Source organism: Lactiplantibacillus sp. C232, assembly GCF_023806725.1.
GTDB lineage: Bacteria > Bacillota > Bacilli > Lactobacillales > Lactobacillaceae > Lactiplantibacillus > Lactiplantibacillus plantarum.
This window is the reverse complement of record NZ_JAMSKZ010000010.1, coordinates 99,775-118,709: the sequence shown is the minus strand read 5'-3', so window position 1 is coordinate 118,709 and position 18,935 is coordinate 99,775. Positions and strand designations below refer to the sequence as shown.

Genomic DNA, 18,935 nt, shown 5'->3' with positions numbered 1-18,935 from the left:
TTCAATCGTTAGCCAGATTTGACTAACGGTTGGAACCTTTTTCAGAGACAAATGCGTGATTTTTTTAATTCACATTGTCTCAGAAGTTGGTGGCTAGGCTTGCCGACCATGGCTGAGTGATCCACCAGTAATAAAAAAAGTTACGCTTGTTGTGAGCAAGCGTAACTTTTTTCTTGGTAAGTATTGCAACCATTCGTGGTTCGCAAGGTGTTTAACCTAGAAGGTTAGTAAACCTAACCCAGATAAGGCGGTAAGCACCAATGACCCAATGGTAGAAATGATCATTAACCAGATAACGACCATCGTAATTTTTTGAAAAGTTGATTTTTTCTTCATTATGTTTGTATGCACCACACTTTACGAGTAATTCTTTCATAGTTTAACGTGGAATCAGTTTTTTTTCAATTGAAATTAAAAATAGTCATGGTTTCGTAAATATTCGATACTAATAATGCAAAGAATAATCGTTCCTAGCATCAGCCAAGTGAAAGCGTGGACGAGACCGGCACCAGGTAATTTGACGTTCATGCCATAGATTCCACCGATAATCGTTGGAATCGTCAACACCATCGTGAGTGAGGTCAGAAATTTCATGACATCATTCAAATTATTGGAAATTACTGAACCCACTAATTGACTATATTGCTGCAAAATCTGATTGGTCGTTTCAGCCATGTCACTCGCTTGCTGGGTCTCAATCTTAATATCATCGGTGAGTGATTGGTGATTAGGTGCGTTGAAATGGGTGATCGAAGTTTCAACCGCGTCAAGCGTGGGTGTGTTCTGATTAAGGGCGGCCTTAAAACGAATCAAGGATTTTTGGTAAGCCATAATGGTAAAGAGTTCCACGTTGTGAGTAGCTTGATTCAAACGGCTTTCCAGGGCGCTTGTCCGTTGGTTGATCAATTCGAGTGCGGTCACAAAACTGTGCTCGATGTACCACATGATAGTCAGCACAAAATCTTCGTGATTATCCAGACTTAGCTTAGACGAGGCCGGGTCCATCACAAAGTCTTGAATAAAATTAGCCGGGTAATTACTGACGGTGATGACCACTTGATCCACTAAAATCAAGGCGAAGGGATAGACTTGAAATTCAAGGTAACCCAGCTTACTCGTCGTGAGTTTGGGATACTGCATCACGATTAAGATTGGTTGACTGGATTGCGTGGTTGATAATTGCTCGGATCGTGAAACCTCCGCATCGTCGAGGATGGCGGTTAAGTAATCTTTGGGAAGATCAAATTGTGTGACCAGTTGGTCGATTTCAGTTGAGGTCGGGCGTTCAACGTTGATCCAGTATGGCTGATCGTGATGGTCGTCCGGCGTAGTCAAAAGGCCATTTTTACCAGTGGTAAAGTATTGTAACAACGGTCATCCCTCCAGTAATAGTTTATGTTTATTATAGGGCTGTCACAGATGATTGAAAAGTTTAACGATAATCTCTATAATTTAACCCGACACTAATGGGGAGGCAAGTACGCATATGCGAGATTTATGGACCACTTGGTATGGGCAGCTGGTATTTTTAGCCGCCATCTCGATGATCATTTTAGGTGCTAAACGGGTTGCACACCGCGTTTGGCCACATGGATTAAGATTGTTGGATTTTTGGCCGCCATTTTTAATTGTTTTCACCCACTTTCTGACACTGCAAGCAACGGATAGTTCGCTGGCACCGTACGAAGTGTTGTCCCTAATGATTTTGGGGATCGGTTTAACACTGATTGAAGCTGTTGAACGCGGAGAAATCCTTTACTGGCGCTTTTTTAAGCTCTATTGGCGGGGAGCGGAATTATTGACACTCGTCGTCTATATCCTAGCACTTGGCAGCCACTTCTTTTTAACATCGTAAAAATGTCCCCCACTAAGTCCCACCTAACGAAACTAACGTTAGGTGGGACTTTTTTTGATATTTTGTTAACAATTTGGAAAAGTAACAAAACGATGTGGTAGGAAGTGGGGGGGTGTGGTAGACTTGAATTATGTTTAATGAAAGGGGTTGATTGGCCGTGGCGTCTAAGATGTTTTTCGGAGAGTTTGAACATGCCTTAGATGCGAAAGGGCGACTAATCATTCCTGCCAAGTTTCGTGAGCTATTGGGCACTTCGTTTGTCATTACTCGTGGGATGGATGGTTGTATTTTTGGCTATCCCGCTGAACGGTGGGCAACGCTTCAAGCACAGTTAGATGATTTACCACTAACTCGCAAGGATGCGCGAGCGTTTGTCCGGTTTTTCTATGCTGCTGCTGCCGAATGTGAATTAGACAAACAGGGACGGGTCATGATACCTGCAACCTTGAGACAATATGCAAAGTTGGAAAAGCAATGTGTGATCGTCGGAGTTTCTGACCGATTTGAAATCTGGGGTGCCGAACACTGGCAACAGTTTGAGACGGAGACCGCAGCGAACTTCGATGATCTTGCAGAAAACTTGATTGATTTTTAAATAACAATAATAATTTAGGAAGGGGGCGCACGCGTGGCAACATTTGAACACACAACGGTACTTTTGCATGAAGCAATCGCCGCGTTAAACGTCCGGCCGGATGGCATCTACGTGGACTGTACGTTAGGTGGCGGTGGTCATTCTCGTGAAATTTTGCAACAGTTAGGTCCGGAAGGCCACTTGTATAGCTTTGACCAGGATCAAACCGCAATCGATTATAACCAAAGTAACTTAGCGACTTATCTTGAACGTGGTCAGGTCACGTTCATCAAAAGTAACTTTGCCAACTTGAAGACTGAACTAAATGCTCGGGGCCTTGACCACGTTGACGGGGTAGTTTATGATCTCGGCGTTTCGTCGCCACAATTTGATGATGCTGCCCGCGGCTTCTCGTATCAACATGATGCGCCGTTAGATATGCGGATGGATCAGAGTCAGAAATTAACTGCTCAAACAGTTGTCAATACTTGGCCCTATGCGGACTTGGTTCGTATTTTCTATCGCTATGGTGAGGAGAAGTTTTCTAAACAAGTCGCACGGTTGATTGAGCGTGAACGGGCGGTTCAGCCGATCGTGACGACGGGGCAATTGGTCGAAATTATTAAGAATGCCATTCCAGCAAGAGCGCGGCGAACGGGTGGTCATCCTGCTAAACGGGTTTTCCAGGCTATTCGAATTGCGGTGAATAACGAATTGGGCGTACTGGAGACTTCGCTCGAACAAGCAATTGATTTAATCAATGTTCATGGTCGTGTCAGTGTCATCACATTCCAATCGTTAGAAGATCGTCTCGTCAAGACGATCTTTAAGGAGCACAGCGATTTGCCGGAGCTGCCACCTGGTTTACCAGTTATCCCAGCTGAAATGCAACCAGATTACCGCTTAGTCAGTCGTAAACCGGTCGTGCCTAGCGATGCGGAAATCGAAGCTAATCGTCGTGCCCGCAGCGCCAAGTTACGAGCCATCGAACGTTTAAAGATAACGAATAAATAATATTCAGGAATAATTAAAGGAGTGATTAAAATGGCCCAAAATGGATTAGCGCGGGAGTTGCCACAGCAAACTCCTGGCGCAACCACCCCGGTACATAAAACAAAAACCGTTGTGACCCCGAATCCGTCCATCAAGACGCAGCGAGTTGCTTTTTCATTATTTGAAAAAGTATTGTGTGTTGGTTTGAGTTTGGTGGTGTTTGGATTAGCCATTATGTTAGTTTCAACGAACATTGCAACGAGTAACGCACAAAGTCAGTTACAGACGGTGCAAACGAAAGTCACAAAAGTGCAGGCAAAAAATACGTCGGCCGCACAAGAAATCAGTGAACTTTCAAGTCGGAGCCGTTTAAATAAAATTGCTAAGCAGTACGGGTTATCGCTGAACAACGGTAGCATAAGGAATGTTTACAAATGAATAAGAACAAACAACGAATGACTTCGAAACGGTCACCAAAACAAAATCGTAGAATTTTTGGCCAATGGCTATTTTTTGGCGCGATTGCCGTCTTTGGTGTTTTGATCATTCGTTTTTCATATATCGCGATTGTGCGCCACGTCAACGGGGTCAATCTGGTCGAGGCCACCAAGAAACTTTATACGGAAGACCAGACCATCACGGCCAAACGTGGGACTATTTATACGGCCAACGGTGACCCAATCGCTGAAGATACTAGCACGTACACGGTCTACGCCATTATGGCGAAAAATCAGCAAAGTGCTAGTGGCAAGGCACTGTATGTTAAAAATAATGCGAAGGCGGCGCGTGTCTTATCGAAGTATTTGCCAATCAGCTATAAGAAAGCCCTCGCGACCTTGCAAAAAGGCGCAGGTAAGTTCCAAATTGAATTTGGGACGGCTGGTAAGAATATTTCACTGACGACTAAGGAAAAGATCGATGCCCAAAATGTGGCTGGGCTGCACTTTATTGAATCTGAAGCGCGGCTCTACCCAAACGGCACGTTTGCTTCCCACTTGGTTGGGCTGACCACCTCCAAGAGTCAGAAGGATACCGATCAGACGCGGTTAACGGGGTCGATGGGCATCGAGTTGGCTTTTAACAAGCAGTTATCGGGAACCGATGGTCGCAAGACGATTACGAAGAGCGGATATCAAGGTAGCACTGAGACTGGTAAGAAGGTTAAGGATGGGGATAATATTTATACCACCATCGATAGTAAGTTGCAGACATTACTGGAAACTAAAGTTTCACAAGTTAACGCTAAGGTCTCACCTAAGTCAATGACAGCAACGTTGATGAACGCGAAGACTGGTGCCATTCTGGCGACGACGCAGCGACCGACATTTAATGCGCAAACAAAGACCGGACTATCTAAAATGTGGCGTAATTTGTTGGTTGAAGACACGTATGAACCAGGATCGACGATGAAGGTCTTTACAATGGCAGCGGCGATCGACAGCGGTAAGTACAATGCTAATGTAACCGTCCCAACCGGTGAATATAAGATCGGTAATAATACCGTTCCTGATTGGAATACGAGCGGGTGGGGCAATATTACCTATGCTAAGGGGTTTGCCCTTTCAAGTAACACGGCGATGGCCCACCTAGAACAAGCAATGGGGGCCAAGACTTGGCTGAAGTACATTAAACGCTTTGGGTTGCGTGAGAGTACTAATAGTGGTCTTGACAACGAGCAGAGTGGTTCAATTCAATTTACGTATCCAATCGAACAAGCGGATACGGCCTTTGGTCAGGGGATTCAGGTGACCGCTATGCAGATGCTTCGTGGATTCACAGCGATTGCTAATCATGGTAAGATGTTACAGCCGTACTTTATCTCCAAGATCACTAACCCTAACACCAACAAAACGGTTTATACGGGTAAGAAGAAGGTTGTAAGCCAGCCAATCAGTTCGAAGACTGCCAGCAAGGTGTTGGATCATATGCAAGATGTGGTATATAAGTCATACGGTACTGGCTCATCATATAAGATCAGCGGGTATCGCATTGCTGCTAAGACTGGGACTGCCCAGGTCAGCAACGGGAGTACGTATGAGCAAGGTGACAACACCTATCTGTACTCGGTCGTCGGGATGGCGCCAGCTAAAAATCCGAAGTACATTATGTACATTACGATGAAACAACCGACACTTAACGGAAGTTCCGCGTCAGATGACATGGCAGAGATTTTTGATACCGTGATGAAACGGGCATTGGAAGAACAAAAAGCGAGTGAGACTAAAGCGACGACGATCAAAATGAAAGATTTGACGAGTAAGTCGACTAGCGCGGCCAAGAAAGCTGCTAAGAAGCAGGGACTTGACGTGGTCGTTGTTGGTAAGGGTAGTCGGGTCGTCAAGCAATCCATTTCTTCTGGCACTGTCGTTTCAAGTGGTCAACGCGTCATTCTGGTTACCAACGGGCAGATGTATATGCCGAACTTATCTGGATGGTCGGCAAGTGAAGTGGCTGATTTTGCGACGTTGACGGGCGTTAAGCTCACGACTAGCGGGACGGGTTACGTCAAGACGCAAAGTGTGACTGCGGGTAATCCGATCGAAGCTAAGCAGGCAATTAGTGTGACACTGAAGTAGTTATCAAGTCTTAGAATGGAGAATTGTTGTGAGTTTATTAGTGTGGGGTGCAACCCTAATTAGTGGTTTTATTATTGTGTTTGCGTTAATGCCGTCACTTATTCGGTATTTCCGCGCCCGCAAAGAAGGACAGATGATTCGTGAGGAAGGTCCTAAGTGGCATGAGAAAAAATCTGGGACGCCAACTATGGGGGGCCTACTGTTCATTATCGCAATCTTAGTCACCACGTTATGGGTCGGTGGGTGGCAACATCAGCTACAACCAACCACCTGGATTTTGATGTTTATCCTGGTCTTATACGGTGCACTTGGTTTTTGGGATGATAGTATCAAGCTTTGGCGTAAACAAAACGAAGGTTTAAAGGCTTGGCAAAAATTACTTGGTCAAGTCATTGGGGCAGTAATTTTAACGTTGGTCTATCAACATGAACATTTGCCAATGGCACTTAGAATTCCAGGCTTGGGGGTCTGGTCGCTGGGAATTTGGTACATGCTCTTCGCCATCATCTGGTTAGTGGGCTTCTCAAATGCCGTCAACTTAACGGATGGGTTGGACGGATTAGTCGCTGGTCAGGCCACGATTGCTTTTGGTGCGTATGCCGTGATTGCTTACGCTCAAAATCAGTATAATGTGATGTTATTCTGTTTGGCCGTCGTGGGGTCACTATTAGGTTTCTTCGTGTATAATCACAAACCGGCCAAGATCTTTATGGGTGACATGGGATCATTAGCGCTCGGTGGTGCTTTAGCTGCAGTATCGATCTTATTGCATCATGAACTATCCCTCCTCTTGATTGGCATCATTTTTGTCATTGAAACGGCTTCAGTTATCCTCCAAGTCGCCTCGTTCAAGTTAACGGGAAAACGGATCTTTCTGATGAGTCCAATTCACCATCACTTTGAGATGAAGGGTTGGAGCGAGTGGAAGATTGATATCGTTTTTTGGTCGATTGGTTTAGTGGCAGCCGTAATCAGTGTTGCCACGATTATTTAGTCACAGTTTGCTAACTCGGGCATTCTTGTCCGAGTTAGCTGTACATAATTGGTCTTTGCGGTATGACTTTATTCATTGGTGGTCGCCAAGTAAATAGTACTGATTCCTATCAACGCAACGATTGTTCTTTAAATGGTTGCGTTGTCTGCCGCAGATTATGTCGTGGAATTGGTCACTGGCTCACCATGAATAATTTGCTGATGACCACGAGTTGGTGCATCAGCCACATAACAAGTTAATTTAGGTATCATCTACAAACATTATAGGGAGATCTTGGTTTATGAAGTCGGTTGAGCAGTATCGTAACCAAAAGGTTTTGGTTCTTGGATTAGCAAAGAGCGGGGTCAATGCCGCACGGTTGCTCCACAAATTAGGTGCGTTTGTGACCGTTAATGATAAAAAGAAATTTGATGAGAACCCGGATGCACAGGAATTATTGAGTGATGGAATCAAAGTTATCACGGGTGGTCACCCGCTGTCACTACTAGATGAAGATTTTAAAGTTGTTGTCAAGAACCCGGGTATTCCATACTCAAATCCAATTGTGAGTGGGGCTCAGGAAAAGGGTATTCCAGTCATTACCGAAGTTGAGCTTGCATCGCAAATCCTAGCGGGAGAGTTGATTGGTGTGACGGGGACGAACGGTAAAACCACGACAACGACGATGATCACGATGATGCTTAATCAACGCACAAATGCCGGTAAAGCTTACGTGGCAGGTAATATTGGCGTGCCGGCCTCAGCAATTGCACAAAAGGCTACGGCGGCCGACACAATGGTGACTGAGCTTTCGAGTTTTATGTTGTGTGGTATTCAAACTTTGCACCCACATATTGCGGTGATTACGAATATTTATTCGACGCATTTGGATTACCATGGCTCACGTGAGAACTATGTCAAGGCAAAGATGCGAATCACCATGAACCAAACGGCTAATGATTATCTAGTCATTAATTGGGATAGTGAAGAATGGCGGCAACTCAGTAAGCAATCACAAGCAACCGTCGTGCCATTTTCACGGCAAGCCAATACGAAAGATGGCGCCTATGAAGAGGCCGGCAAGCTGTACTTTAAAGATGAGTACATCATGGATGCTGCTGATATCCGGATTCCTGGTGATCATAATGTTGAAAATGCGTTAGCAGCGATTGCTGTTGCTAAACTTCAAGCCGTTCCAACAGCAGGAATCGTTCAAGTCTTGAAGACGTTTACGGGTGTTCGACACCGGACTCAATATGTCGAGACGTATCAGGACCGGCAATTTTACAACGATTCCAAAGCAACCAACTTGGTGTCGACCGAGATGGCCTTGAAGGGCTTTGATCAGCCGGTCATTTTACTTGCTGGTGGTTTGGACCGTGGTAATACGTTTGAAAAGCTTGCTCCCGCATTAAAGGCGCATGTCAAGACGTTAATCGTCTTCGGTGAGACTGCTGAAAAAATGGCGGACGCTGGGCGTTTGGCTGGTATTCAAGATATTGAGTTTACGGACAACTGTGAGACTGCTGTGCCAATTGCTTGGCAACATAGTCAGGCTGGTGACATCATCATGTTATCGCCGGCTTGTGCCAGTTGGGATCAGTACCCGAACTTCGAAGTGCGGGGCGACCGATTTATTAAAGCAATCGAACAGTTAACTGGAAAGGCGGAAGAAAACTAATGCGATTAATGATTTCTGGCGGCGGGACAGGTGGTCATATCTATCCCGCACTGGCACTGATCGATGCCTTAAAAGCACATGATCCCGAAGCGCAAGTTCAGTTTGTGGGAACCCATCGTGGACTAGAGAGCCGCATTGTGCCGGAACGGGGGATCGATTTTAAAACAATCAAGATCCAGGGATTTAAGCGTTCATTGTCATTACAAAATGTTAAAACAGTCTATTTATTTTTAAAGAGCGTGGTTACGGCGCGTAAGTACATTAAGGCGTTTAAACCTGATGTTGTGGTCGGAACCGGGGGCTACGTGAGTGGTGCGGTCGTTTTCGCGGCGAGCCAGATGCACATTCCAACGGTCATTCATGAACAGAATTCAGTTGTTGGTGTCACTAACAAATTCCTAAGTCGGTTTGTGGATAAAATCGCCATTTCATTTGAGAGTGCGCGATCACAATTTCCCGCTCAAAAAGTTGTGATGACTGGGAATCCTCGAGCCCAACAAGTGGCTAATATTAAAAAAAGTGGCGCTTTGGCGCAGTTTGATCTGGATCCTGACATTCCAACGGCGTTGATTTTTGGGGGGAGCCGGGGTGCTGCGCGCATTAACGCAGCAGCGGTCGCGGCAATTCCTGAACTGAACAAACGTGACTATCAGACCTTGTTCGTCACCGGCCAGGTACACTACGAAAAGATTCGGAATGGCTTGTCAGCGACAGCGCTAGCTCCGAATGTTAAAATCGAACCATACATCAAAAATATGCCAGCAATTCTACCAGAAGTCGCGGTTATTCTTGGTCGAGCAGGTGCAACTAGTATTGCGGAAATTACGGCTTTAGGGATTCCTTCAATTCTAGTTCCTAGTCCATACGTTACGAATGATCATCAGACCAAGAATGCACAAAGCCTCGTGAATGCGGGGGCGGCTGAACTGATTAAGGAAGCTGATTTGACGGGAACCAGTTTGGTAGCTGCATTAGATGGCCTTCTCCAAAGTACCACGCATCGTGAAACGATGGCGGCTAATGCGAAAAAACTGGGGATGCCTGATGCGGCCGACCAGTTACTACACGTTTTAGAAACGGTGATTAAGTAGCACAGAGACTAGAGTGAAAGGGTGGGTGTGATGGCCATTTTTCATAAAAAGCCCAAGGAGCGTGAGCACCCCGAGCAGCTGACACCCTGGGAACGGTTTCAACGAGACGCGGCTGAGAATCATCGCGCAGCGCAAAAGAGTCACCATAGTTGGTCAGGTAAACGCCTGCGAATTGGCGATAAATTACCGAAACTCAAATCTCAGCGCCGCCGATTACTTTTCAAACGGGTCGTGATCTTGATGGGCTGTTTTCTGATCGGTGCTGGTGTGGCTGGTTACTTCATTTCACCACTGAGCCATGTTCAGACGGTGACCGTACATGGTAACGATCAATTGTCTGTTACGCAGGTCAAGACGGCGACTAAGATCAACCCTGGAGTTGCCTTATGGTCCGTGATTGGTCATGATCAACGGACTACTAAGCGCGCAGAACGTGCCCAGCCGCAAATCGGCAAGGTCACGACTAAGTTAGTTGGATTGAACAGTGTTCGGGTGACAGTTAAAGAAATTCGCATCGCGGGTTACTTATCGACTGGTCAACACTATCGACGAATTTTGGAAAATGGGTTGATTTTGAAAGCGACCTATTCTCAACCCGGTGGCGGTTCACCGATCTATGCCAACTTTAAAAGCGGTCACCGCTTAGCAACGATGATTGCACAGTACGCTAAGTTACCATCGGCGGTCAAACACAATATTTCTGAGATCAAGTTTGCGCCGAACAAGGCTAATCCCGAACGGGTTCATCTTTACATGAATGACGGTAATGAAGTGTACGCAACAATTAGCACTTTTGCTAGCAAGATGGCTTATTATCCGGGAATTGTGGCGAAGATGAAAACCAAGGGTGTCATCAATCTTGAGGTGGGCGCATACTCCTATCCGTTCAAGAATCAGAATAATTGATAGAATGCTAAGTGTGACCTTTTTAAAAGCGCTTAGGATATGGTAAACTAAGGAATAACTGGATATGTCAGCGAATCCTTGAATATTTATGTAAAATACTAGGAGGTTCCTCTATTATGGATAATTCAGGAATTTATGTCGGACTTGATATAGGGACCACCTCAATAAAAGTCATTGTTGCTGAACGTGTTAAAGGGCAAATGAACGTTATTGGTGTGGGAAGCGCACGTTCTAATGGTTTAAGTCGTGGCGTGATCGTCGATATTGATAAGGCGGCCGAAACGATTCGATCAGCAGTACGCCAAGCTGAAGAAAAAGCAAGTATCGAAATAAAAAAGGTGATTGCGGGAGTTCCCGCTAACCTGGTTAAAATTGAACGCTGTCGTGGTATGATTGCCGTGGCAGATGAGTCCAAAGAAATTAATAATGAAGATGTTCAAAACGTTGCGGCGGCTGCGTTAGTTCAGAGTTTACCGCCAGAGCGGGAAGTACTGGATGTCATCCCCGATGAATTTGTCGTCGATGGTTTTGATGGCATCAAGGACCCACGTGGCATGGTTGGGGTCCGGCTTGAAATGCACGGCACCCTGTTCACTGGTCCGAAAACAATCATTCACAATACGCGGAAGGCTTTGGAAAAGGCTGGACTGCAAATTGAACAGATTGTGATCGCGCCCTTGGCATTAAGTTCCTTAGTGCTGAATGACGGTGAACAAGATTTTGGTTCGATCATTATTGACATGGGCGGTGGTCAAACGACTGCGGCAGTTATACATGATCACCAATTGAAGTATACTTACGTTGACCAAGAAGGCGGCCAGTATATTACCAAAGATATCTCGGTCGTTTTGAATACATCGATCGAGAATGCCGAGAAGTTAAAGCGTGATTATGGCTATGCCGATGCTCAGCAGGCCTCGGATGATGAACTTTTCCCAGTTGATGTTGTTGGGCAAAGTACACCGGAGCAAATAAGTGAGCAATACTTAGCAGAAATCATTGAGGCTCGTCTAGACCAGATCTTTGATAAGGTCAAGCAGCACTTGGATGAGATTCGGGCGCTCGAGCTCCCCGGGGGCATTGTTTTAACTGGTGGGGTGGCAGCATTACCCGGTATCACTGATTTGGCGGCGCAACGTTTTGGAACGCGAGTTCGCGTCTTTACGCCTAATCAAATGGGCTTGAGGCATCCGTCGTTTGATGAGGCGTTAGCGGTCATCAAATATCAAGCGGCCTTGAGTGAAGTTACGTTACTCGTTAAGAGTGCACTTACCGGTGATACTCGTGCCAGTGTGGCGTTGGAATTTGCTGATACAACACCAGCACCTAGCCAACCCGCAGCACAACCTAAAAAAGCAACTAAGAAACAGTCTGCGCCACAAGCACCACAGGAACAGGCTGATCCAGATCATAAGGGAACTGTTGAACGGGTCAAAGGCTTCTTCAACCACTTCTTTGATTAATATCGGATAGAAATGACGGAGGAAAAAACATGGAATTTTCTTTAGATTCAACCCAGAACTCAGGGGCTAATATTAAAGTCATCGGTGTCGGTGGCGGTGGTGGTAACGCCGTTAACCGGATGATTGCTGAAGATGTTAAAGGCGTCGAATTCATCGTTGCCAACACTGATGTGCAGGCATTACAAACTTCAAATGCCGAAACTAAAATTCAACTTGGACCAAAGCTTACGCGGGGATTAGGCGCAGGTTCTAATCCTGATGTTGGTTCCAAGGCTGCGCAGGAAAGTGAAGAGGCCTTGACAGAAGCGTTACAAGGCTCAGATATGGTGTTTGTAACGGCCGGTATGGGTGGCGGTACTGGTAATGGTGCGGCACCAGTTGTGGCTAAAATTGCTAAGGACTCCGGCGCGCTGACAGTGGGTGTTGTCACCCGTCCATTTACATTTGAAGGTCCTAAGCGTGCTCGTAACGCTGCTGAAGGAATTGCTCAGATGAAAGACAACGTTGATACGTTGATCATTATTGCTAACAACCGTTTGCTTGAAATCGTTGATAAGAAGACTCCAATGATGGAAGCCTTCCAAGAAGCTGATAATGTGTTACGTCAAGGGGTTCAAGGTATCTCTGACTTAATCACGTCACCAGGGTACGTTAACTTGGACTTTGCCGACGTTAAGACGGTCATGCAAAACCAAGGTTCCGCTCTGATGGGTATTGGCTCTGCTAGTGGTGAAAACCGGACGGCGGACGCGACTAAACAAGCCATTTCTTCACCATTATTGGAAGTTTCAATCGATGGTGCCGAACAAGTCTTGCTGAACATCACGGGTGGCCCCGACATGTCCTTGTATGAAGCCCAAGCTGCTTCTGACATTGTTTCCCAAGCGGCAACGACTGATGTTAACATTATCTTTGGGACTTCGATCGATGAAAGTCTTGGCGATGAAGTCCGGGTGACCGTGATTGCCACTGGTATCGATCAGAAGCAACGCGAACTCAAGATGGACAGCCAGCCTAGTCGTAGTGAAGCTAGTCAGCAACGAGGCGGCATGTTCGCAACGCCAACTGACCAGCCAGCGACGAGTGAAGCGGCCCAATCAAGTGAGTCCCAAGCTAACGACCCATTCGGTAATTGGGATATTCGGCGCGAACCGAACAATTCACGGCCAGTCAACAATGGTCAAGAGTTTAACAATGTTGAAAAAACTGATTTTGATGTCTTTAATGACAACTCACAAGCTGACGATAGTAAGGATGATAACAGTGGTGATTCGCTAGATACACCACCATTCTTCAAGCGCCGGCGTAAGTAAAACGGTGAAGGGAGCGCAAGCACATGGCCGGATTCATTAGTAACTTTTTTGGTGTTGGTGATTCTGACAGTCAGTATGAGGAACCCACCGAAGCTTCCCAAGCGGCGGCTCCCACTGAATCTGCAACCAATACTCGGAGCACGCCAAAGGTAGTTCCAATGCAAGGGGGCAAGTCGGTGAATAGCAAAATTGCCCTATTCGAACCGAAAATTTATTCGGACGTGAAAGAAATTGCGACGCAGTTATTGAAAAATCAAGCTGTAATCATTAATTTTGATCACGTCGATGATGAAATGGCACGCCGGATTGTGGATTTTTTGACCGGGACGGTTTTTGCCATCAATGGTGAGATCGAACGGATCGGTGATGAAATTTTCCTCTGTATTCCTGAAAATTACGAGGTTTCCGGAAGTACGACAAGTCAGTTTGATACGAGCAAATTATAAGGAGTGAGTGGCCTGTTAGTGACGATTATTAGTCGGTTGTTTCAACTGTACCAATTAGCCATTGTGGTTTACATTTTGATGTCATGGTTCCCGGGAGCTTATAATACTCGCGTGGGCCAATTCTTAGGTCAAATCTGTGAACCATTTCTCAGTATTTTTCGGCGCTTTATTCCCGCAATTGCCGGACTGGATTTTTCGCCGATCATTGCGCTGTTAGTGCTCCAATTAGCTGAAAGTGGCCTATTTTATCTGATAACTTTATTGATATACTAAATTAAAATAACGAGGATAGTATCGTGAATGATAACTTAAAACAACATTTTCGCGATAGTGAAGCCCCATTTATTGAACAGGTCACTGGTTGGCTACGGCAAGTAGCTGATCAGTACCGACCAATCTTAACTGCGTTTTTGAACCCGCGACAAATCTACATTGCGCAAACGCTGGTCAACCAGTTAGACGACGTGCGGATGCGGGCATCCGGTGGCTTTGAAGGTGCTGAGTTACAACGGATCTTATTTTACCCGGTGTATTACGAACCTGAAGTGGCCGATTTTCAAATCACACTGTTTAACATTGTTTATCCCGTGAAGTTTGCCACCTTAAAGCATGGTCAAATTCTGGGTACGCTTGCCAATGCCGGCGTCGAGCGTGATGTCTTTGGTGACATCGTGACTGACGGAACGACATGGCAGTTTGTGTGCGAAACCGAGATGGCCAGCTATTTCGAGGAGCAAATCGACCGTTTTGGTAAGACGAAAGTCCACTTAACAGCGGTACCATTGTCGGCGGTGATCACACCGGAAGACGACTGGGAGGCAGTTACTACGACGGTTAGTTCATTACGTGCGGATAGTATCATTAAGGCGGCGTTCAACTTGTCGCGGCATCACGCCAAGGAATTGATCGAAGGTGCTAAGGTTCGGCTGAATTGGGCTGACTTACCGAAAGCTGATTACGAGTTAGCATTGTTAGATATGCTGAGTGTGAACCATTACGGTCGTGTCCGACTTGCCGAAATTAGCGGTGAGACCAAAAAAGCGCGGCTGCGAATAACATTAAATATTATTCATAGTAAATAGATATTGGAGGAATTCTAATGGTGTTAAGTCCTGATGACATTCATAACAAAGAGTTTTCAACGAAACTGCGTGGTTACAATATTGATGAGGTTAATGATTTTCTAGAACAAATTATCAAAGATTATCAAATTACCTTGAAGCAAAATAAAGACCTCCAAGAACGGTTGGACTCGAGTGAAGGTAAGTTGAAGTATTTCAATGAATTGAAAGATTCCTTGAATCAATCTATCTTGGTGGCTCAAGAAGCTGCTGATAAAGTGAAGACGAACTCTAAGAAGGAAGCCGACATTATCACCCGCGAAGCTCAGAAACAAGCGTCTGACATTGTGAGTGAAGCAACCGACAAGTCAAACCAAATGATTGACGAAGCTTCTCAAAAGGCCAAACGATTATCCGTTGAAACTGATGATTTGAAGAAACAAACGCGGGTCTTCCGGCAACGCTTGCAAGTGATGTTAGAATCGCAGTTAGAAGTGGTTAAGAGCAAGGATTGGGATCAACTACTTAGCGAAACGAATACGGCTGATTATGCTGAAATTCAACACGTTTTAAAGGAAGATAACCTTGACAACTCGGGGGATGCGAGCGTAAACTCAGAAGCAACCGTTGAAATTACGGAAGCAACGAGTGGTGAGACCCCCGTTGCGGACGGTGGCGATCAAGTCCAACAACAGACGGTGGTTATTTTCCCTGATGATGACAGCACTAATAATTAATTAGGCGATCGTCAGGCACAATTGAAGCGAATTGAATGTATTGAGGAGAACAGCAAACAATTAACTAATACGCCCAGAGAGCTGCCGGCAATGGAAAGGCAGTCGTCCCTTAGTTAGTTGCAGATCATCTCCGAATGCTATCCTGAATTGAGTAAGGGTGGCCGGTCCATGGACGTTAACCATGCTAAGAGAGAATTTAAACAATTCTAAAATTGGGTGGTACCACGATAACTTCGTCCCTGGGTGGACGAAGTTTTTTTGTGTCTAAAAATCCAATGGTGATTGTTTGATAAAAATTTTAAGGAGTGAGAATATGCGCGTTAAAGAAACGTTAAACCTCGGTAAGACCAAGTTTAAAATGCGTGGAAACTTACCGGTCAAAGAAGTTGAACGGCAAAATGTGTGGGCTGAAAATAAAGTCTACGAACAACGGCAAAAATTGAATGAAGGTAAGCCAAGCTTTATCTTACACGATGGCCCACCATACGCGAATGGTGATATCCATATGGGGCACGCCTTAAATAAGATCACGAAGGATTTCATCGTTCGCTATAAGTCGATGAATGGGTTTCGGGCACCTTACGTTCCTGGTTGGGATACCCATGGGCTACCAATCGAACAGAAGTTAAAGCAAGCCGGTTATGACCGCAAGAAGATGACGGACAATGAATTCCGAGAACTTTGTCGGAAATACGCGTTGGAACAAGTTGATCGTCAACGTGATGAGTTTAAGCGCTTAGGCGTTGCTGGTGAATGGGACAACCCATACTTAACGTTAAAGCCAGAATTTGAAGCGGCTCAAGTGCGGGTCTTTGGTGCGTTTGCTAAACGTCACTTGATCTACCGGGGCCAAAAGCCTGTCTTCTGGTCATGGTCTTCTGAATCGGCTTTGGCAGAAGCTGAAGTGGAATATCATGATGTGACATCACCATCCGCCTTCTACGGTGAACATGTCATTGATGGTAAGGGTGTCTTAGATGATGATACCTATATGGTTGTTTGGACAACAACTCCTTGGACGATTCCAGCTTCAGAAGGAATCACAATCGATGCAAGTTTTGATTACGTCGTTGTGCAACCGGCTGGTGAAAATCGTAAGTTTGTGCTCGCGGCTGAATTGTTGGACGAAAATGCCGAACGATTTGGTTGGGAAGATGTTCAAGTGCTTAAAACGGTCAAGGGTGCGGAACTCGAAAACATTTTGTGCGAACATCCTTTTGACAATAGTCGGCATTTAGTAACGATGTTAGGTGATTTTGTCACACTTGATTCTGGGACTGGGCTAGTGCATACTGCGCCTGGTTATGGGGAAGATGACTACCGGATCGGTAAGCAATACGACCTGCCAATCTTTGCTCCCGTAGATGACAAAGGGTTCTTAACGGCTGAAGCTGGTGATGATTTTGCGGGGGTCTTCTACGATGACGCTAACAAGATCGCACTGGACAAGTTGAAGGCCGCTGGGTTATTACTGAAATATATGCCATACGAACACAGCTATCCATTTGACTGGCGGACTAAGAAGCCGATTATCTTCCGGGCAACGCCACAGTGGTTTGCTTCCGTTGGTGATATGCGTGATGAAATCCTTAAGTCGATGGATGACGTTGAATTCTTCCCAGAGTGGGGTAAAAAGCGTCTTTACAACATGATTCGTGATCGTGGTGACTGGGTCATTTCACGGCAACGAGTTTGGGGTGTACCTCTTCCAATCTTCTATGCTGAAGATGGCACTGCCATCATGGACGAAGTGACGATTAACCACGTAGCTGATTTATTTGGCAAGTATGGTTCGAATGTTTGGTTCGAACGCGACGCAAAGGACCTATTGCCAGATGGTTATACCAATGAACATTCACCAAACGGTACCTTTACTAAGGAAACCGATATTATGGATGTTTGGTTCGACTCTGGTTCATCACACCAAGGTGTCCTGGCAGAGCGCTCATACCTCGACTATCCAGCCGACTTATACCTTGAAGGTTCTGACCAATATCGTGGTTGGTTCAACTCAAGCTTGATTACGAGTGTGGCTGTTTCTGGACATGCCCCATACAAGCAAGTCTTGTCACAAGGTTTCACGTTGGATAATCAAGGTCGTAAGATGAGTAAGTCACTGGGCAACACGATTGCGCCAGCTGATGTTATTAAGCAGATGGGTGCTGAAATCGTTCGGATGTGGGTCGCTTCAGTGGATACCAGTTCCGACGTTCGGGTCTCAATGGAAAGCTTTAAGCAAGTGGCCGATTCCTACAAGAAGTTCCGGAATACGGTACGCTTCATGTTAGGCAACACCGCAGACTTTGATCCGAAGGCCAACCGCGTGGCTTATGAAGATTTAGCAAGTGTGGACCAGTACATGGAAACACGGTTGAACGAATTCGTAGCTGAGACGAAGGACCATTACGATCATTATGATTTCTTGGATATCTACAAGAAGTTGATCAACTTCTTGACGGTTGATTTATCAAACTTCTATCTCGATATTGCCAAGGATATTATGTACATTGATGCCGAGGATAGCCATTCACGGCGGTCGATGCAAACGGTCTTCTACGATGTTTTGGTTGCCTTGACGAAGCTCTTCACACCAATGCTGCCACACACGACTGAAGAAATTTGGCCATTTTTGAAGGAACCAGAAGAATTTGCGCAATTAGCTGAGATGCCAGCTGTTCAAAATTATGCGAACAGCGACGAGTTGATGGCTCAATGGACGCGGTTCATGGATCTTCGGAGTAACGTCTTAAAGGCGTTGGAAGAAGCCCGGGATGCTAAGTTGATTGGTAAATCCTTGGAAGCACACTTGGATTTGTATGTTGATGATGATACGCAAGCCTTCTTAGATCATCTGAACACCAATGTTCGGCAGATGTTGATGGTTTCAGCATTAGATCTACACGCGTTAAGTGACGCGCCTGAAGACGCAGAAACATTTGGTGACACGTTAGCCATCAAGGCTGGCCATGCTGACGGTGACGTTTGTGATCGTTGCCGAATGGTTAAGACCGATGTTGGCAGTGACGAGGCTTATCCGATGTTATGTGCACGGTGCGCCGCAATCGTTCGTGAAAACTACCCTGAATCAGTAACAACTGGTTTGGAAGTTTAATCTGAATTAAATTTAGCGTGAGTCTTGATAACTTATGAAAAGTGCCACTAATCAGTCGAACGGGACTGATTAGTGGCACTTTTTTATTAGATTTTTTGGGAATGCGGTTACCAGATGGCGGATGATTGAACATGTTTGGTTTTAAATTAAATGT

At 45.6% G+C, this 18,935-nt stretch carries 18 protein-coding genes and 1 other annotated feature; of the genes, 16 read left to right on the top strand and 2 right to left on the bottom strand.

Annotation, left to right across the window (positions count from 1 at the left end; all coding sequences use genetic code 11):
- Nucleotides 1–216: 216 nt before the first annotated feature.
- Together MZO41_RS10870 and MZO41_RS10865 are read right to left on the bottom strand one after the other, a co-directional pair.
- Entirely contained in the window at nucleotides 217–336 is a 120-nt protein-coding gene (locus tag MZO41_RS10870) for a DUF4044 domain-containing protein (protein ID WP_003645940.1), read from the bottom strand.
- Nucleotides 337–411: 75 nt separating this feature from the next.
- Nucleotides 412–1,371, bottom strand: a complete 960-nt coding sequence (locus MZO41_RS10865; RefSeq protein WP_013355691.1) for a magnesium transporter CorA family protein — start codon at nucleotides 1,369–1,371, stop codon at nucleotides 412–414.
- 115 nt (nucleotides 1,372–1,486) lie between these two features.
- On the opposite strand from MZO41_RS10865, the gene MZO41_RS10860 reads away from it, so the two are divergent.
- The 16 genes from MZO41_RS10860 (at nucleotide 1,487) to ileS (ending at nucleotide 18,781) form a co-directional block, all read left to right on the top strand.
- Nucleotides 1,487–1,855, top strand: a complete 369-nt coding sequence (locus MZO41_RS10860; RefSeq protein ID WP_003640864.1) for a DUF3397 domain-containing protein — start codon at nucleotides 1,487–1,489, stop codon at nucleotides 1,853–1,855.
- A gap of 169 nt (nucleotides 1,856–2,024) precedes the next feature.
- Nucleotides 2,025–2,450, top strand: coding sequence for a division/cell wall cluster transcriptional repressor MraZ (gene mraZ, locus MZO41_RS10855; RefSeq protein ID WP_003644614.1), 426 nt, complete (start codon nucleotides 2,025–2,027; stop codon nucleotides 2,448–2,450).
- A 33-nt stretch (nucleotides 2,451–2,483) separates the two neighbouring features.
- Nucleotides 2,484–3,443 (top strand): 16S rRNA (cytosine(1402)-N(4))-methyltransferase RsmH, encoded by a 960-nt coding sequence (gene rsmH, locus MZO41_RS10850; RefSeq protein ID WP_013355690.1) that lies wholly within the window; start codon nucleotides 2,484–2,486, stop codon nucleotides 3,441–3,443.
- A gap of 30 nt (nucleotides 3,444–3,473) precedes the next feature.
- On the top strand, nucleotides 3,474–3,860 hold the full coding sequence (gene ftsL, locus MZO41_RS10845; protein ID WP_003640861.1) for a cell division protein FtsL: 387 nt from the start codon (nucleotides 3,474–3,476) through the stop codon (nucleotides 3,858–3,860).
- Nucleotides 3,857–5,998: a penicillin-binding transpeptidase domain-containing protein gene (locus MZO41_RS10840; protein WP_003640860.1), complete on the top strand. Its 2,142-nt coding sequence runs from the start codon at nucleotides 3,857–3,859 to the stop codon at nucleotides 5,996–5,998. The genes ftsL and MZO41_RS10840 overlap by 4 nt, the downstream gene beginning before the upstream one ends.
- A gap of 28 nt (nucleotides 5,999–6,026) precedes the next feature.
- Nucleotides 6,027–6,992 carry a phospho-N-acetylmuramoyl-pentapeptide-transferase gene (gene mraY, locus MZO41_RS10835; protein ID WP_003640859.1) on the top strand — a complete coding sequence of 322 codons (966 nt, stop codon included), beginning with the start codon at nucleotides 6,027–6,029 and terminating at the stop codon, nucleotides 6,990–6,992.
- Between the two features lie 280 nt (nucleotides 6,993–7,272).
- Nucleotides 7,273–8,652 (top strand): UDP-N-acetylmuramoyl-L-alanine--D-glutamate ligase, encoded by a 1,380-nt coding sequence (gene murD / locus MZO41_RS10830; protein ID WP_003644611.1) that lies wholly within the window; start codon nucleotides 7,273–7,275, stop codon nucleotides 8,650–8,652.
- A complete protein-coding gene (gene murG, locus MZO41_RS10825; protein WP_003640857.1) occupies nucleotides 8,652–9,743 on the top strand; it encodes an undecaprenyldiphospho-muramoylpentapeptide beta-N-acetylglucosaminyltransferase in 1,092 nt (363 codons plus the stop codon). The genes murD and murG overlap by 1 nt, the downstream gene beginning before the upstream one ends.
- A gap of 30 nt (nucleotides 9,744–9,773) precedes the next feature.
- Nucleotides 9,774–10,649: a cell division protein FtsQ/DivIB gene (locus MZO41_RS10820; RefSeq protein ID WP_003640856.1), complete on the top strand. Its 876-nt coding sequence runs from the start codon at nucleotides 9,774–9,776 to the stop codon at nucleotides 10,647–10,649.
- 116 nt (nucleotides 10,650–10,765) lie between these two features.
- Nucleotides 10,766–12,112: a cell division protein FtsA gene (ftsA, locus tag MZO41_RS10815; protein ID WP_003640855.1), complete on the top strand. Its 1,347-nt coding sequence runs from the start codon at nucleotides 10,766–10,768 to the stop codon at nucleotides 12,110–12,112.
- 29 nt (nucleotides 12,113–12,141) lie between these two features.
- Nucleotides 12,142–13,425: a cell division protein FtsZ gene (ftsZ, locus tag MZO41_RS10810; RefSeq protein WP_003640854.1), complete on the top strand. Its 1,284-nt coding sequence runs from the start codon at nucleotides 12,142–12,144 to the stop codon at nucleotides 13,423–13,425.
- A 23-nt stretch (nucleotides 13,426–13,448) separates the two neighbouring features.
- The gene (locus MZO41_RS10805) at nucleotides 13,449–13,871 is read left to right on the top strand and encodes a cell division protein SepF (RefSeq protein WP_003640853.1); all 423 of its coding nucleotides are present in this window, start codon (nucleotides 13,449–13,451) and stop codon (nucleotides 13,869–13,871) included.
- A gap of 18 nt (nucleotides 13,872–13,889) precedes the next feature.
- Complete coding sequence (locus MZO41_RS10800; RefSeq protein WP_003645935.1) at nucleotides 13,890–14,144, top strand: YggT family protein; 255 nt, start codon at nucleotides 13,890–13,892, stop codon at nucleotides 14,142–14,144.
- Between the two features lie 23 nt (nucleotides 14,145–14,167).
- Complete coding sequence (locus MZO41_RS10795) at nucleotides 14,168–14,953, top strand: YlmH family RNA-binding protein (protein WP_003640851.1); 786 nt, start codon at nucleotides 14,168–14,170, stop codon at nucleotides 14,951–14,953.
- A gap of 17 nt (nucleotides 14,954–14,970) precedes the next feature.
- Nucleotides 14,971–15,669, top strand: a complete 699-nt coding sequence (locus MZO41_RS10790) for a DivIVA domain-containing protein (RefSeq protein ID WP_003640850.1) — start codon at nucleotides 14,971–14,973, stop codon at nucleotides 15,667–15,669.
- A 31-nt stretch (nucleotides 15,670–15,700) separates the two neighbouring features.
- Nucleotides 15,701–15,913 (top strand) — a binding site (T-box leader).
- Nucleotides 15,914–15,982: 69 nt separating this feature from the next.
- Nucleotides 15,983–18,781, top strand: coding sequence for an isoleucine--tRNA ligase (gene ileS, locus MZO41_RS10785; RefSeq protein WP_013355688.1), 2,799 nt, complete (start codon nucleotides 15,983–15,985; stop codon nucleotides 18,779–18,781).
- Nucleotides 18,782–18,935: the final 154 nt, after the last annotated feature.